Source organism: Clostridium sp. UBA6640, assembly GCF_002455975.1.
In the GTDB taxonomy this organism is placed as follows: Bacteria; Bacillota; Clostridia; order Clostridiales; family Clostridiaceae; genus Clostridium_J.
The window spans coordinates 1-16,738 of the sequence record NZ_DKLM01000080.1 but is presented as its reverse complement, the minus strand read 5'-3'; the positions used below and the strand labels follow the sequence as shown (position 1 = coordinate 16,738).

Annotated in this window: 11 protein-coding genes; all 11 read left to right on the top strand. The window is 33.3% G+C overall.

The features are described from left to right. The first annotated feature begins 128 nt into the window (after positions 1 to 128). Positions 129 to 572, top strand: a complete 444-nt coding sequence (locus tag B2W91_RS08745) for a hypothetical protein (RefSeq protein ID WP_291580101.1) — start codon at positions 129 to 131, stop codon at positions 570 to 572. A 684-nt stretch (positions 573 to 1,256) separates the two neighbouring features. Next, positions 1,257 to 1,775, top strand: coding sequence for a peptidylprolyl isomerase (locus tag B2W91_RS08740; protein ID WP_291580100.1), 519 nt, complete (start codon positions 1,257 to 1,259; stop codon positions 1,773 to 1,775). A 40-nt stretch (positions 1,776 to 1,815) separates the two neighbouring features. After that, positions 1,816 to 2,202: a DUF3783 domain-containing protein gene (locus tag B2W91_RS08735; RefSeq protein WP_291580099.1), complete on the top strand. Its 387-nt coding sequence runs from the start codon at positions 1,816 to 1,818 to the stop codon at positions 2,200 to 2,202. A gap of 92 nt (positions 2,203 to 2,294) precedes the next feature. After that, positions 2,295 to 2,966, top strand: a complete 672-nt coding sequence (locus tag B2W91_RS08730) for a helix-turn-helix domain-containing protein (protein WP_291580097.1) — start codon at positions 2,295 to 2,297, stop codon at positions 2,964 to 2,966. A gap of 214 nt (positions 2,967 to 3,180) precedes the next feature. Then, on the top strand, positions 3,181 to 6,756 hold the full coding sequence (locus tag B2W91_RS08725) for a S8 family peptidase (RefSeq protein ID WP_349680800.1): 3,576 nt from the start codon (positions 3,181 to 3,183) through the stop codon (positions 6,754 to 6,756). Between the two features lie 23 nt (positions 6,757 to 6,779). After that, positions 6,780 to 6,977 carry a hypothetical protein gene (locus tag B2W91_RS08720; RefSeq protein WP_291580096.1) on the top strand — a complete coding sequence of 66 codons (198 nt, stop codon included), beginning with the start codon at positions 6,780 to 6,782 and terminating at the stop codon, positions 6,975 to 6,977. A gap of 37 nt (positions 6,978 to 7,014) precedes the next feature. Next, on the top strand, positions 7,015 to 8,883 hold the full coding sequence (locus B2W91_RS08715; RefSeq protein WP_291580095.1) for a S8 family peptidase: 1,869 nt from the start codon (positions 7,015 to 7,017) through the stop codon (positions 8,881 to 8,883). A gap of 44 nt (positions 8,884 to 8,927) precedes the next feature. After that, positions 8,928 to 10,796 (top strand): S8 family peptidase, encoded by a 1,869-nt coding sequence (locus B2W91_RS08710; protein WP_291580093.1) that lies wholly within the window; start codon positions 8,928 to 8,930, stop codon positions 10,794 to 10,796. 46 nt (positions 10,797 to 10,842) lie between these two features. Further along, positions 10,843 to 12,711 carry a S8 family peptidase gene (locus B2W91_RS08705; RefSeq protein WP_291580092.1) on the top strand — a complete coding sequence of 623 codons (1,869 nt, stop codon included), beginning with the start codon at positions 10,843 to 10,845 and terminating at the stop codon, positions 12,709 to 12,711. Positions 12,712 to 12,756: 45 nt separating this feature from the next. Continuing rightward, on the top strand, positions 12,757 to 14,625 hold the full coding sequence (locus tag B2W91_RS08700) for a S8 family peptidase (protein WP_291580091.1): 1,869 nt from the start codon (positions 12,757 to 12,759) through the stop codon (positions 14,623 to 14,625). Between the two features lie 46 nt (positions 14,626 to 14,671). Next, on the top strand, positions 14,672 to 16,549 hold the full coding sequence (locus B2W91_RS08695; RefSeq protein WP_291580090.1) for a S8 family peptidase: 1,878 nt from the start codon (positions 14,672 to 14,674) through the stop codon (positions 16,547 to 16,549). Positions 16,550 to 16,738 lie beyond the last annotated feature (189 nt).

The window sequence follows — 16,738 nt, the reverse complement described above, 5'->3', positions numbered from 1 at the left end:
TAGAAGTGGTACATCTATAATATACTGATGTTACTAAATGTTTCTGTGAACAATATATAGCATAAAATGGGTTATCATAATGACTAATTATTTTTTGAAGATGACTTATAGAAATAAGGTGATTAAAGGTGAAAATATTTAAATTTCGTAAGGATAAAAATTACAAGGCTCAGGATAAAGTAATAGAGCTTAACTTGGATAAGGAGAAGGAATTTAGGTATATTACAATAACCAATCCTATAGATAGTAATAGATTATATATAATAAGCAATATAATGTTAAATAATATTAATAAAAACAATGAATTATACTTTTATGGATATGATAGTAGTAAGAGATTGGAAGGCAGTAGTAAACAAGGAGCTTTAGATATAAAATCAAAAATTCATGAAGGGGATAATAAGGACAAGTTATTATTATATAAGTCAAAAATTAATGATCATAATAATCTAAGCTTACTTGGCGAGGATTATTTTATTGTTTTACCTGGGGGTACATTATCAATTGAATTTTCAAATTATGATAAAGATTTATCAGTAAGGGTATCCGTAGAGGAAGAGGAAATACAATGAGTATGAAATAAAAGATAATTATATAAAAATTTTAAAGCTGTATGACGTCTGGAATATAATGAATATTTCACCAGAGCATATAGCTTTTTTTAGAAAAATTTTAAAATAGCTTAGCAGAAATCTTCGCATTCAACGAAGTAAGGTGATGATGGATACGTAAAAATAATTTGCTTATACTATATTGAATTACAAAAAGTAGTGATACTAAGGGATTTAGATAGCAACAATTATTAAGTATTCTCAGTATATTACCATCTAGTATTGGCAATATAATATAGAAGAGAAGTTATCGATAATGTAAGTATAAGATTGAAAGATATATTTGACGACCTTTTGAGCGTAGGTAAACTTGTTCCGTTAGGAGTATTGACCATGAGTTACTACTTCAACGAAGTAAGTGGTAGTAGTTCGCAATATATATTCAACGCTTATAAAGTTAATAATTATAGATATAATTCTAAATAGAAATATTATATGATATAATCTGATTAATAAATTATATAAGGCATCTTCAAAAAANNAAAAAATAATAAACCAGTATGTTAGTTTATTTTTCATCATGCTACGCTCACAGAACCCGTACATAGATACACTATGAGCAGAACCTAATGTCTTGTCTGAGATAAGATATACTAACATTTTTAATTTATTATTTTATTTCAGATGCTCAGAAGGAGAGAGAAAATGGAAAATCCAATAATTACATTTAAAATGGAAAATGGAAAAACAATGAAAGCTGAATTGTATCCAGAGATAGCACCTAATACAGTTAAAAATTTTATAAGTCTTGTTAAGAAAGGTTTTTATAATGGACTTATATTTCATAGAGTAATACCAGGATTTATGATTCAAGGTGGATGCCCTGATAAAAGTGGAATGGGTAATCCAGGATACAGTATAAAAGGAGAATTTTCAGCTAATGGTTTTCCAAATGATTTAAAACATACAACAGGAGTATTATCAATGGCTAGAACTGCAGTGCTAGATTCAGCTGGATGTCAATTCTTCATAATGGCAGCTGATTCACCTCATCTAGATAGACAATATGCTGCTTTTGGTAAACTTATAGAAGGTCAAGATGTAGCAGATGAAATTGTTAATGTAAATAGAGATTTTAGAGATAAGCCACTAGAGGATCAAGTTATGGAAGAAGTTACAGTTGAAACCTTTGGCATAGAGTATGATGAACCTGAAAAATTATAATACTCATTCAATATAAATATGTATAGAATGGAGGGCAGGTATGAGTAGTTTAAATGATAAAGTAATTTTAACTTATGCATTATCTGATGATGAGGTAGAAATACTTAATAAAGAGTTTGAAGGTAAAGTTGATTGTAACTGTATAGTGATAAAAGAAGCTATGGGTAACTCAAAAATTAAGGATATTTTAGGTGGAGAATCTAAAGAAGATGATGAATTCACAATGCCTTTAGAAAAAACAATAATATTTAATAATTTTCCTCCACAACAGCTTCAAGTTTCAGTTAAGAGGGTTAGGGCTATTTTAGAATCAAGACCTATACTTGCAGCAGTAACTCCAATATCAATAAATTGGAGATTTCATAAGCTATTAGAGCATTTAATAGAAGAAAGAGAGCAATTTAAAAACTCTACAAACAGAAAATAGTAAAAAATCCTCTATGTTAATTGTAGAGGATTTTTTTATTTATGATAGAATATATCTATAGCCAAATTTCAAGTTTAAGAGAGGTATATAACATGAGCAAAGTAGGAGAGAACATTAAAAAAGCTAGAAATGAAAAAGGTATGAGTCAAAAACAATTAGCTAAAAAGCTTGGAGTTTCTGAAAGTTTTATTAATGAGGTAGAAAGCGGAAGAAAAGTAATAAATGAAAAGCTAATTGAAAGAATAGGTAAAGTATTAGGAGGAGATATTCAAAATATGACTTCTATGTTCCAAAATATTGCCTATGAAGAAAGTAAGAATGAAAGTGTTACTCCAAAGAATAAAGCTCCTGAAACTGTTAAGGATGTATGGAATGATGCTTTTGGCTCAATTTTAAAAACTATAGGAGTATATAAATATGATTTAGATAAACCTATAGCGAATCGTCAGATGCCTATAATATCTAATAAGATAGAGGGACATAATTCAGATAAAGTTTTATTTATTCAAATAGAAAATGATGATTTGATGGGATTTAGAATATGCAAAGGAGATATAGCTTTTGCAAATTTAACTGCAGAAATAGAAAACAATGCCATATGTTTAATTGACTATAATGGTGAGAGAGTTTTAAGACAAATTAAAAAATTGGATAGTAATAAAGTTTTATTAATAAGTAATAGAGGAAGTCTTAGAACAGAAACACTAGGAGTAAAAGATATAAAAGTTATTGCAAAACTAAATAGAGTGGAAATTATACTTTAATAAATAAAAAACTAGCATGAATTGCTAGTTTTTTTTTATTTATTAAATTCACAACTTTTTCAGCTTATAATTGTGCATATTTCTCAGTAAAAACCAACAATTTTAGAATTAATTATTTTAAAGCGCTACAATTATTTTTGATTAATTGTAAGTTTTGCATTATTTTGACTTTTGTCTCATAACATATTAAGTGAAGGAGTGTTTTTAGGGAGGGATTATTACGGAAAAAGTTAGCGGAAGATTGAATTTATTTTTAAACCTACCCAGAGGAATTAGAAATAGAGTAGCACAGGTTTATAGAGAAATTGGAATAGAAGGAGATACAATTGAATTAGTAGTTTTATATGGTACGGACGCACCAATTGTTAGAGAACAAGTGGAAGCCTTAGGGGGTATCTTTGAAGATCTAGGCTATGGTTTTGGAATTGTAACCATAACTTTTGATAAAGTTCTTGATGTAGGAAATATACAACAAATAACTTATATGGAAATTCCTAAAAGTTTATATATTAATTCAGAAGTCAGCAATAGAGCTATTTGTCAACCAGCTGCTCGATTCGTTTATGGCCTTACTGGTAAAGGAGTTTTAATAGGGTTTATAGACTCTGGGATAGATTATACTCACCCTGCTTTTATAGATGCAGAAGGTAATACGAGAATTGATTATATTTATGATTTGGCGGCTAATAGAGCAGTATACAATAGTACAGATATTAACAATGCATTAAAATCTCCAGATCCTTTTAATATAGTTCCTCATGTTGATACAGCAAGGCATGGTACTCATGTAGCTGGTATAGCCTGTGCTGGTGGCAATATACCTCCACGATATTACGGTGTAGCACCTGAAAGCTCTATAGCTATGGTTAAACTTACAAGAGAGATAATGGGGGGATATACAAGTAGTACTCAGCTTATGAGAGGAGTAAAGTTTTTAATAGATAGAAGCAAAGAACTTATGAAGCCCTTAGTTATAAATTTAAGCTTTAGTAGTAATGATGGTGCTCATGATGGAAATAGTCTGCTTGAAAAGTATATATCAACAATATGTGCCCTTGAAAGAATAAGCTTTGTTATTGCGGCGGGAAATGAAGGTGATAAGGCACATCACGCAGCTGGAATTTTAGCTTTAGAGAATAGAGTGGATGTAAGTATTGGTCCCAATGAGACAGCAGTAATATTTCAATTATATAAATCTTTTTTAAAAGATATTAGTATAGAATTGATATCACCTGCTGGTTCAAGAAGTGGAGTTATACCACTAGTTAGAAGTTATGTAGAGGGAAATATAAGAAATGATTATTATTATATTTTTAATTCTGGACCAACTCCTTTTAATATATCTGGAGAAATAGTTATAAGTTTAGTAGGATTTAATCAATTTATTTCCGCAGGAACTTGGTCTATTATTATATATTCAAGAGAAGTTAATGAGGTAAGTCCATTTGATATTTGGCTTCCAATAACTGAAGGATTAAATATAACTACCAGATTTTTAGAACCATCAGTTTTCAATACGGTAGGAATTCCTGGTACTGTGGAAAATGCTATTACAGTAGGTAGCTATAACCATATCAATGGAACTATATCTGCTTTTTCAGGAAGAGGACCGCTAGATAGATGTAAAATTAGACCAGAAATAATTGCGCCAGGAGAAAATATAGAAGCACCAGTTCCTCGTGGAGGATATGATTCATTATCGGGAACGTCCATGGCTACTCCACATGTAGCTGGCGCTGCTGCGATGCTTATGGAATGGGGATTAGTACAAGGAAGAGACTCATACATGTATGGAGAGAGGCTAAAATATTTCTTGCTTAAAGGTGCTACTAGAGATAGACCACTTATAGTTTATCCAAATGAAACTTGGGGCTATGGAAATTTATGTATAAGCAATGCCTTAGAAATCTGGCTAGAAGAAGCCCCTGTAAGGAGTATAGATATGAATAGAGAAATACCTATATTAACTCCGCCTGAACGTACTTGTAGGGATTTATATTTAGATGAAAACTATGAAACTTTTATGGTGGAATATAATGGAGATATAATAAGTGAAGTTGGAAAATTTGATTATGCTTGTGCTTTTCTTGCAGAACCTTTTTATGCTGTTATAGCTGTTCGAAAAGGAAGAGCGGAGGAACTTGTAAGAAACGTTAAGTCCATTATAAATGTAGAGAGAACTAAGCTCTTTACTTTGGCAGCATTATCGCCTATAGATACTGCAAACATTTCGCAGTTTCATGAGAATCCTTATTTAAATTTAAGAGGTAGAGGAGTAATAATTGGAATAATTGATACAGGAATTGATTATTTAAATATCGAGTTTATGACTGAAGATGATAGAACTAGAATAGTGAGTATATGGGATCAAACAATACAGACAGGGACACCACCAGAAGGATTTATCTATGGTAGTGAGTATTTAAATACTGAGATAAATGAAGCAATTGCTGCTAGTTTTAGAGGAGAGGATCCATATGCTATTGTACCTTCAAGAGATTTAAATGGCCATGGAACAGCAGTAGCAGGAATTGCAGGAGGAAGGGGGCGAGCTGGTGTAATTGGTGCAGCACCAGATTGCCAATTTGTAATGGTTAAATTAAAGGAGGCTAAAAAGCTTACATTAGAAAGTCGAGGTGTTATTTTCCCTGTTGATTTTCCGATATACCAGAATACAGATGTAGTAATGGGACTAAACTATTTAACTTCTATTCAAAGAAAATTAAATAGGCCTATGGTAATTTGTGTACCTATAGAATCAAATTATGGCGGACACGATGGCAGTGCTATTTCAGAAAGATTTATTGACTATTTTTCAATAACAAGGGGAATTGTTGTCGTTGGAGGTACAGGAAATCAAGGAGCTAGTGAAACTCATACTAGTGGTAGATTCAGAATTACAGGAGAAACACAGACAATAGAATTTAGTGTTGATCCAAGACAAGTAGGATTAGAAATAAATATATGGTGTAAACAGCCAGATAAGGTATCTGTAGGAATGGTATCTCCAAGTGGAGAAATTCTAGAAAGGATTCCAGAAAAGTTAAAAGGAGTAGAAGATGTAAAGTTTATACTTGAAGGGACTACTGCTTCTATACACTACTATTTACCAGAAGATATTACTGGTGATGAACTTATTACTATAGTACTGAAAAATGTTACAGGAGGGGTATGGCAAATAAATTTAACAGGTGATTATATAGTTGATGGCAGGTATAATGCATGGATGTATCAAAGAGCTCTTTTAAAACCAAATACTAGATTTTTACGTCCTGATGCAGATATTACAATAGCTGTACCTTCCACTAGTAGAAGTGCAATTGTAACGGCTTATTATGATCAAAATAACAATACTATAGTAACTTCTTCAGGAAGAGGGTTCACAAGAGATGGTAGGATTAAGCCATATGTTGCTACAGGTGGAATTGATGTAGTAACTACTAGGCCAGGTGGTGGTACTACTACAGTTACAGGGTCAAGTGCAGCAACAGCAGTACTAGCTGGTGCGGTGGCATTAATATTACAATGGGGAATAGTAGACGGAAACAATGCTACTTTATACGCTCCTGAAATTACAACTTATCTTATTACTGGAACTAGAAAAAGGCCAGGAGATATTTATCCTAATAAGGACTGGGGATATGGTATGTTAGATTTAGTTGGAGTATTTAGAAACATAAGATCACTTGGATTGCCAAGAAATTTTGAAAATAAAGAAATAGTTAAGTTTTCAGATAAGGTGTTAACAAATATACCAGAAAATATTTATTATAAATCAAAGCAACAGTAGTACTTATTATGGGAGGGGGTATAGTGAAAGGTCAAAAAGAAAGCATTAGAGGGCCTAAAATTGATATTAATGAATGCAGAAAATTATATTTAAGCGATGAATATGAAAATTATATAGCTGACTATAATGGAAATATATTGGAAGAAATGAATAAAATAGATTATGCTTGTGCATTCTTAGCAGAATCTTTTTATGCAAGGCTAAATACCAATGCTCTTTAAATAAACTTATAGATATATAATGAGGAGGTATTTGTTTATGGAAGAGCATAGAGAAAATATAAATGAAATGCAAGAAAATTTAAATGCACATATACCGGAATGTGGAAAAAGATATTTAAGTAATAATTATGAAAGCTATATTGCAGAATATAGTGGAAATATTATAAATCAACTTAATCAAATAGATTATGCTTGTGCATTTATTGTAGGAAATCAAATTATAATATTAATTGTTGAAAATGGGAGATTAGATGATTTATTAAGAGATGTACCAGCTCTAGCATATGTAGAAAGGAATGAGTTATATTCTCTTACTCAAATATCACCTATTAATGCTGCTAATATTTCAATTTTTCATACAAGTTCATATTTAAGACTGCGAGGTACAGGTGTAGTTGTAGGGATGTTAGATACGGGAATTGATTATTTAAATAGAGAGTTTATGACAGAAGATAATAAAACTAGAATAATAGGCATGTGGGACCAAACAATACAGCAAGGACCGCCACCGGAAGGGTTCAAATATGGAACAGAATATTCTAGAGAACAGATTAATGAAGCCATTAGTGCACAAAGTAGAGGAGAAGATCCCTATGCTATTGTTCCTCAAAGGGATGAAATTGGTCATGGAACTGAAATTGCAGGGATTATTGGTGCAGGAGGACGCGCAGGAGTGACAGGAGCAGCACCGGATTGTGAATTCTTAATTGTAAAACTTAAAGAAGCTAGTCCAGCTGTCCTGAGAGAGTTTCCACAAGTTAATGTAGCAATACCGGAATATCAAACTAGTGATATACTTTTAGCGTTAAAATATTTATATGATACTCAAAGAAGACTAAATAAACCTATGGCTATATGCATAGCCTTAGGCACAAACTCTGGAGGGCATGACGGAAGTGCTAGAGTAGAAAGATATATAGATTATTTTTCAGTTAGAAGTGGAATAGCAGTAGTAGGGGGTACTGGAAACGAAGGAGATGCAGAAAATCATACTAGTGGAATATTCACTGAAAGTGGAGAAGTTAGGATAATAGAACTACAGGTAGCTGATAACCAGTTTGGAATAGAGGTAAACATCTGGTTTCATCGTCCAGATAGAATTTCCGCAGCAATCATTTCTCCAAGTGGAGAAATTTTAGAAAAAATTCCAGAGAAGGTGAAAGGAATAGTAACTATAAGATTTACATTAGAGGGAACTACTGTTGCAATATTGCATGATTATCCAGAAAGTATTACAGGGGATGGACGTATATCTATTGCGTTTACCAATGTTAAAGGTGGAATATGGCAAATAGTTTTAACAGGAGATTATATAGTTGATGGAAGATATAATGCTTGGACTTATCAAAAAGACTTTTTAATGCCAGGAACAAAATTTTTGGAACCAGACCCATATACCACCTTAACGATTCCTTCGACAAGTAGAACTATAATTGCTACTGCTTATTATAATCAATTTAATAATACGGTAGTGGCAACATCAGGCAGAGGATTTACAAGAGATGGCCGCGTAAAGCCATCAGTTGCTACTGGAGGAGTTAATGTAGTCACTACTAGAGTTGGAGGAGGAACAACTATAATTACTGGATCAAGTGCAGCTACGGCAGTTTTAACTGGAGCAGTGGCATTAATATTACAGTGGGGTGTAGTAGAAGGTAATAATCCAGCATTATATCCGCCTAAAATAAACACATTTCTTATAGCTGGAACTAGAAAAAGACCAGGGGATACTTACCCTAATCCAGTATGGGGTTATGGAATGTTGGACTTAATGGGAGTATTCCAAAATATTCGATCTCTTGATAACTCTTTAATGCGCTCTAATAAAAATAAAGAAAATTTGGTGGAATTTACCGAAAATATATTTATAAATATACCTGAAAATATTTATACAAGGTTAGACTAATGCTCTTTGATAACCTTATATATAAAATAAGGAGGGATTAGATTATGAAAGAGCATAGAGAAAATGTAAATCAACCTGAGGAAACTCCAAATGCTAATTTATTGGAATGTGGAAAGTTGCATTTAAATGATAACTATGAGAGTTATGTTGTTACTTATTCTGGCGATATTGTAGGTGAGCTTAATAATATAGAATATGCTTGTGCTTTTATTGTAGGAGCTAATATGGCGGTAGTTGTTGTTGAAAGAGGAAGAGTAAATGATTTAAGAAATATATCTAAGACCATAGTGCGTTTGGAGAGAGATGAACTATATGCTCTTACTGAATTATCTCCCATTGACGCTTCTAATATTTCTAGATTTCATGAAAATCCTTATTTGACGTTACGGGGTACAGGTGTAGTTATAGGAATGCTAGATACAGGGATTGATTATTTAAATAAGGAATTTATGACAGGGGATAATAAAACAAGAATAATAGAAATGTGGGATCAGACAGTACAAGATGGCCCACCTCCGGAGGGATTTCCTTATGGCACAAGATATACTAGAGAACAAATTAATGAAGCTATTAATGCACAAAGTAGAGGAGAAGATCCTTATGCTATTGTACCTGAAAAAGATATCCTTGGTCATGGAACAGAGATTGCAGGCATTATTGGTGCAGGAGGACGTGCAGGAGTAACTGGAGCAGCACCAGATTGTGAATTTGTAATTGTAAAACTTAAGCACCCAAGCAAAGCTGTTTTGGAGTTGTTTCCTCCAACATCGATGATTGTCCCACAATATCAAACTAGTGATGTGATTATGGCATTAAAATATCTATCTGAAGCTCAAAGAAGATTAAATAAGCCTATGGTTGTATGCGTAGCTATAGGGGCAAATTACGGAGGCCATGATGGAACTAGCCGAGTGGAAAGATATATAGATTACTTCGCATACAGAAGTGAAATTGCAATAGTTGGCGGAACTGGAAATGAAGGAGATGCAGCAAATCATACCAGTGGAAAATTTACACAAAGTGGTGAAACTATAATAATTGAATTACAGGTAGCTGATGATCAGGTGGCAATAGAGGTAAACTTATGGTTTAATAGGCCAGATAAAGTATCTGTAGGAATAATTTCTCCAAGTGGCGAGGCTTTAGAAAGAGTTCCATATCAAATAACAGAAATCACAGGTTTAAAATTTACATTAGAAGGAACCAGTGTCACCATTCTATACGATTATCAATTTGATCTTACAGGGGATCAGCATGTATCCATTGAATTTAATAATGTTAAAGGAGGAATATGGCAAATAGTATTAATAGGAGATTATATAGTTGACGGAAGATATAATGCATGGACTTATCAAAAGCTTTTTTTAAGGCCGGGAACAAAGTTCTTAAGGCCAAATCCATATACTACTTTAACTAATCCTTCAACAAGTAGGGAAATAATTGTTACATCTTATTATAATCAAGAAAATAATACAGCAGTAGCACTTTCAGGGAGAGGATTTACAAGAGATGGACGTGTAAAACCATCAGTTGCCACTGGGGGAATTGATGTGCTTACAACTAAGCCTGGAGGAGGAACAACTACTGTTAGTGGTTCTAGTGTAGCTACTGCAGTTTTAACAGGGGCAGTAGCGTTAATAGTACAATGGGGTATAGTAGAAGGCAATAGGCCAGCATTATACTCACCTAAAATAAATACTATTCTTATATCGGGAACTAGAAAGAGACCAGGAGATGTATATCCAAATCCTACATGGGGGTATGGAATATTGGATTTAGCAGGAGTATTTGAAAATGTTCGCTCTCTTGATAATAGTTTAGATAAAATTCATGAGAATAAAAATAAGATAGTAGAGTTTAGTAAAAATATACTTATAAAAATCCCAAAAGAAATTTATGCAAGGCTAGAATAATGCTCTCTAGATAACCTTATGGATATAAGATAAGGAGGTTCTATTTATGAAAGAGCATAGAGAAAATGTAAATCAACCTGAGGAAGCTCCAAATGCTAAGTTATTGGAATGTGGAAGGTTGCATGTAAATGATAACTATGAGAGCTATGCTGCTATTTATTCTGGCGATATTGTAGGTGAGCTTAGTAATATAGAATATGCTTGTGCTTTTATCGTAGGGATTAATATAGCGGTAGTTGTTGTTGAAAGCGGAAGAGCAAATGATTTAAGACGCGCATCTAAGACCATATTGCGTCTGGAGAGAGATGAATTATATTCTCTTGGCCAATTATCTCCCATTGACACTTCCAATATTTCTAATTTTCATCAAAATCCTTATTTGACGTTACGGGGTACAGGTGTAGTTATAGCAATGTTAGATACAGGGATTGATTATCTAAATAAAGAATTCATTACAGAAGGCAATAAAACAAGAATAATAGAAATGTGGGATCAAACAGTACAAGATGGACCACCTCCGGAGGGGTTCCCTTATGGAACAAGATATACTAGAGAACAAATTGATGAAGCTATTAATGCACAAAGTAGAGGAGAAGATCCTTACGCTATTGTACCTGAACAAGATACTATTGGTCATGGAACAGAGGTAGCAGGAATTGCTGGGGCAGGAGGTCGCGCAGGAGTAACAGGAGCAGCACCAGATTGTGAGTTTGTAATTGTAAAACTTAAGGGACCAACTGAAGCTGTTTTAGAGTCGTTTCCTCCAACATCGAGACTTGTCCCACAATATCAAACTAGTGATGTGCTTATGGCATTAAAATATTTATATGAAACTCAACTAAGATTAAATAAGCCTATGGTTATATGCGTGGCTATAGGCTCAAATTATGGAGGCCACGATGGAAGCGCTCGCGTAGAAAGATATATAGATTCTTTCGCCTTCAGAAGTGAAATTGTAGTAGTAGGTGGAACTGGAAATCAAGGAGATGCAGCAAACCATACCAGTGGAAGATTTAGGCAAAGTGGTGAAACTATAATAATTGAATTACAGGTAGCTGATGATCAACTAGGAATAGAGGTAAACTTATGGTTTAATAGACCAGATAGAGTATCTGTAGGAATAATTTCTCCAAGTGGAGAAGCTTTAGAAAGAGTTCCACGACAAATAACAGAAATCACAGGTTTAACATTTACATTAGAGGGGACTAGTGTCAATATCCTATACGATTATCCATTTGAGATTACGGGAGATGAGCATGTATCCGTTGAATTTAATAATGTTAAAGGAGGAATATGGCAAATAATATTAATAGGAGATTATATAGCTGATGGAAGATATAATGCATGGACTTATGAAAAACTTTTTTTAAGACCGGGAACAAAGTTCTTAAGGCCAAATCCATATACTACTTTAACTAATCCTTCAACAAGCAGAGAGATAATTGTTACATCTTATTATAATCAAGATAATAATACAGCAGTAGCCACTTCTGGAAGAGGATTTACAAGAGATGGTCGAGTAAAGCCATCAGTTGCTACTGGAGGAATTGACGTGCTTACAACTAAGCCTGGAGGAGGAACAGCCATTGTTACTGGTTCTAGTGCAGCTGCTGCAGTTTTAGCAGGGGCAGTAGCATTAATTGGACAATGGGGGATAGTTGAAGGTAATAGTCCAACAATATATTCACCTAAAATAAATACCGTTCTCATATCGGGAACTAGGAAGAGACCAGGAGATGTATATCCTAATCCTGTATGGGGGTATGGTATATTGGATTTAGTAGGGGTATTTGAAAATATTCGCTCTCTTGATAATAGTTTAAATAAAATTCATGAGAATAAAAATGAGATAATAGAGTTTAGTAAAAATATACTTATAAAAATCCCAAATGAAATTTATACGAGGTTAGAATAATGTTCTCTAGTAACCTTATGGATGTAAGATAAGGAGGTTCTATTTATGAAAGAGCATAGAGAAATTATAAATCAAACTCAACAAACTCTAAATGATAACTTATTGCAATGTGGAAAGTTGTATTTAAATGATAACTATGAGAGTTATGTTGCTAGTTATGTTGGTGATATTGTAAGCGAGCTTAGCAATATAGAATATGCTTGTGCTTTTATTGTAGGTATTAATATGGCAGTAGTTGTTGTTGAAAAAGGAAGAGCAAATGATTTAAGAAATATATCTAAGACTATAGTGTATTTAGAAAGAAATAATCTATTTTCGCTTACTGAATTATCTCCTATTGATACTTCTAATATTTCTAAATTTCATGAAAATCCTTATTTAACGTTGCGGGGTACAGGTGTAGTTATAGGAATGTTAGATACAGGAATTGATTATTTAAATAAAGAATTCATTACAGAGGATAATAAAACAAGAATAATAGAAATATGGGATCAAACAGTACAAGATGGGCCGCCTCCACAGGGGTTTCCTTATGGAACAAGATACACTAGAGAACAAATTAATGAAGCTATTAGTGCACAAAGTAGGGGAGAAAATCCTTATGCTATTGTACCTGAACAAGATACTATTGGCCATGGAACAGGAGTGGCAGGAATTGCTGGTGCAGGAGGTCGTGCAGGAGTAACAGGAGCAGCACCAGATTGTGAATTTGTAATTGTAAAGCTTAAAGAAGTTAATCCAGCTGTTTTAGCACAATTCCCTAAAATAGAGACAACTGCTCCACAATATCAAACCAGCGATATACTTATGGCATTAAAATATTTATATGAATCTCAAAGAAGATTAAGTAAACCTATGGTTGTATGCGTAGCTATAGGATCAAATTATGGAGGGCATGACGGAAGTGGTCGCGTAGAAAGATATATAGATTATTTCACATACAGAAGTGCAATTTCAGTAGTAGGTGGAACTGGAAATGAAGGAGATGCAGCAAACCATACCAGTGGAAGGTTTACACAAAGTGGTGAGACTATAATAGTTGAGTTACAGGTAGCCGATGATCAAGGGGGAATAGAAGTAAATCTATGGTTTAACAGGCCAGATAGAATATCTGTAGGTATAATTTCTCCAAGTGGAGAAGCTTTAGAAAGAGTTCCAGAACAAATAACAGTAATCACAGGTTTTAAATTTACATTAGAAGGAACTCGTATTTCTGTATTATACGATTATCAATTTGATATTACAGGAGATGAGCATGTATCCATTGAGTTTAGTAATATTAAAGGAGGAATATGGCAAATAGTATTAATAGGCGATTATATAGTTGATGGAAGATATAATGCTTGGACTTATCAAAAAAATTTTTTAAGACCAGGAACAAAGTTCTTAAGGCCAAATCCATATACTACTTTAACTAATCCTTCAACAAGCAGAGAGATAATTGTTACATCTTATTATAATCAAGATAATAATACAGCAGTAGCCACTTCTGGAAGAGGATTTACAAGAGATGGTCGAGTAAAACCATCAGTTGCCACTGGAGGAATTGATGTACTTACAACTAAGCCCGGAGGAGGAACAACTATTGTTAGTGGTTCTAGTGCAGCTACTGCAGTTTTAGCAGGGGCAGTAGCATTAATAGTACAATGGGGTATAGTTGAAGGTAATAGTCCAGCATTATATCCAGTTAAAATAAATACTCTTCTTATATCTGGAACTAGAAAGAGACCAGGAGATGTATATCCTAATCCTGTATGGGGGTATGGTATATTGGATTTAGAAGGGGTATTTGAAAGTGTCCGCTCTCTTGATAATAGTTTAAATAAAGTTTATGAGAATAAAAATGAGATAGTAGAGTTTAGTAAAAATATATTTATAAAGATTCCAAAAGAAATTTATACAAGGTTAGAATAATGCTCTCTAGATAACCTTATAGATATAAGATAAGGAGGTTCTATTTATGAAAGAGCATAGGGAAAATGTGAGTGAAGTTCAAGAAGAATTAAAAATTAATTTACCACAGTGTGGTGAATTATATCTAGATCCTGGATATGAAAGCTTTATTGGAGAATATATTGGGGACGTTGCAAGTCAACTTAACAAAGTAGATTATGCTTGTGCATTAGTCATCGGTGAATTTACAATAATAGTAGTTGTTAAAATCGGAAGAGTAAGTGATTTATTACGTGATGTACCAGCTATAGTAAATTTAGAGAGAAATGAATTATATTCTCTTACTCAATTATCACCTATTAATGTCGCTAATATTTCCATTTTTCATGGGAAATCTTTTTTAACTCTACGAGGTACAGGTGTAGTTGTAGCAATGTTAGACACAGGCATTGATTACTTAAATAAAGAGTTTATGACAGAGGATAATAAAACTAGAGTAATAGGAATATGGGATCAAAGCATACAACAAGGACCATCGCCAGAAGGATTTCCTTACGGAACAGAATATTCTAGAGAACAAATTAATGAGGCTATTGCAGCTCAAAGTAGAGGAGAAGATCCATATGCTATTGTTCCTCACAAGGATGAGAATGGCCATGGAACTGAAATAGCAGGAATTATCGGCGCAGGTGGTAGAGCTGGGGTAACAGGAGCAGCGCCAGATTGTGAATTTTTAATTGTAAAACTTAAGGAAGCTAATAGAAACCTTATCGAGCAATTTCCGCAAGTTAATGTGAAAGTACCAGAATATCAAAGCACTGATATACTTTTAGCACTAAAATATTTATATGATACTCAAAGAAAATTAAATAAACCTATGGCTATATGTATAGCTTTAGGTGCAAATTACGGAGCTCATGATGGAAGTTCTCTAATAGAGAGATATATAGATTATTTCTCAGTTAGAAGTGGAATAGCGGTGGTAGGAGGTACTGGAAACGAAGGAGATGCAGCAAATCATACTAGTGGAGTATTTACACAAAGTGGAGAAACTAGAATAATTGAACTGCAAGTAGCCGATGATCAACTTGGAATTGAGGTAAATATATGGTTTAATAGGCCAGATAGAATTTCCATAGCAATCATTTCTCCAAGTGGAGAAATACTGCAAAAAATTCCAGGAAAATTAAAGGGGATAGTAACTTTAAAGTTTACACTGGAAGGAACAATTGCTACATTATTATATGATTATCCAGAAGAAGTTACTGGGAATGGACATATATCTATTGGTTTTACAAATATCAAAGGTGGAATATGGCAGATAGTTTTAACAGGTGAATATATAGTAAATGGAAGGTATGATGCATGGACTTATCAAAAGGATTTTTTAAGGCCGGGAACAAAATTTTTAGAACCAGATCCAGAAATTACTTTAACTATCCCTTCAACAAGTAGAACTATAATTGTTACTTCTTATTATAATCAAGATACTGGCACAGTTGCAGCAACCTCTGGAAGGGGATTTACAAGGGATGGACGAGTAAAACCATCGGTTACTACCGGAGGAATCAATGTGCTTACCACTAAGTCAGGAGGCGGAACAACTGTTATTACTGGATCTAGTGCAGCCACTGCAGTTTTAACTGGAGCAGTAGCATTAATATTGCAATGGGGTGTAGTAGAAGGTAATAATACAGCATTATATCCGCCTAAGATAAATACTCTTCTTATATCTGGCACTAGAACAAGGCCAGGAGATATTTACCCTAATCCACGCTGGGGTTATGGTATATTAGATTTGAATAAAGTATTTGAAAATATTCGCTCTTTTGATGAAAAGTTAAATAGAAATGTAGATAAAAAGGATAATGTAGTATCATTTACGAAAAATATAATTGTTCGTATACCTAAAGAACTTTGTAATGTATATGAAAAAAATAACTAATTAAAGGTAAAAAGCATAGTTTGTGTTAAACATATCGACAGGTTTTCATGATAGCTCAGCCATCATGGAAATCTGTCGATTCAGTATGACATAGAATATAGGGTTTTCTAATGAAAATTCAACTTATGAATGATTTTAATTCCATAACAAAAACTCTTTTCTACGAATGAAAAATTAAGAATGAAAGAT

Excerpts from the sequence above, each read along its gene's own strand:
- B2W91_RS08740 (WP_291580100.1), top strand. The coding sequence starts at position 1,257 with ATGGAAAATCCAATAATTACATTTAAAATGGAAAATGGAAAAACAATG.
- B2W91_RS08735 (WP_291580099.1), top strand. The coding sequence starts at position 1,816 with ATGAGTAGTTTAAATGATAAAGTAATTTTAACTTATGCATTATCTGAT.
- B2W91_RS08730 (WP_291580097.1), top strand. The coding sequence starts at position 2,295 with ATGAGCAAAGTAGGAGAGAACATTAAAAAAGCTAGAAATGAAAAAGGT.
- B2W91_RS08715 (WP_291580095.1), top strand. The coding sequence starts at position 7,015 with ATGGAAGAGCATAGAGAAAATATAAATGAAATGCAAGAAAATTTAAAT.
- B2W91_RS08710 (WP_291580093.1), top strand. The coding sequence starts at position 8,928 with ATGAAAGAGCATAGAGAAAATGTAAATCAACCTGAGGAAACTCCAAAT.
- B2W91_RS08705 (WP_291580092.1), top strand. The coding sequence starts at position 10,843 with ATGAAAGAGCATAGAGAAAATGTAAATCAACCTGAGGAAGCTCCAAAT.
- B2W91_RS08700 (WP_291580091.1), top strand. The coding sequence starts at position 12,757 with ATGAAAGAGCATAGAGAAATTATAAATCAAACTCAACAAACTCTAAAT.
- B2W91_RS08695 (WP_291580090.1), top strand. The coding sequence starts at position 14,672 with ATGAAAGAGCATAGGGAAAATGTGAGTGAAGTTCAAGAAGAATTAAAA.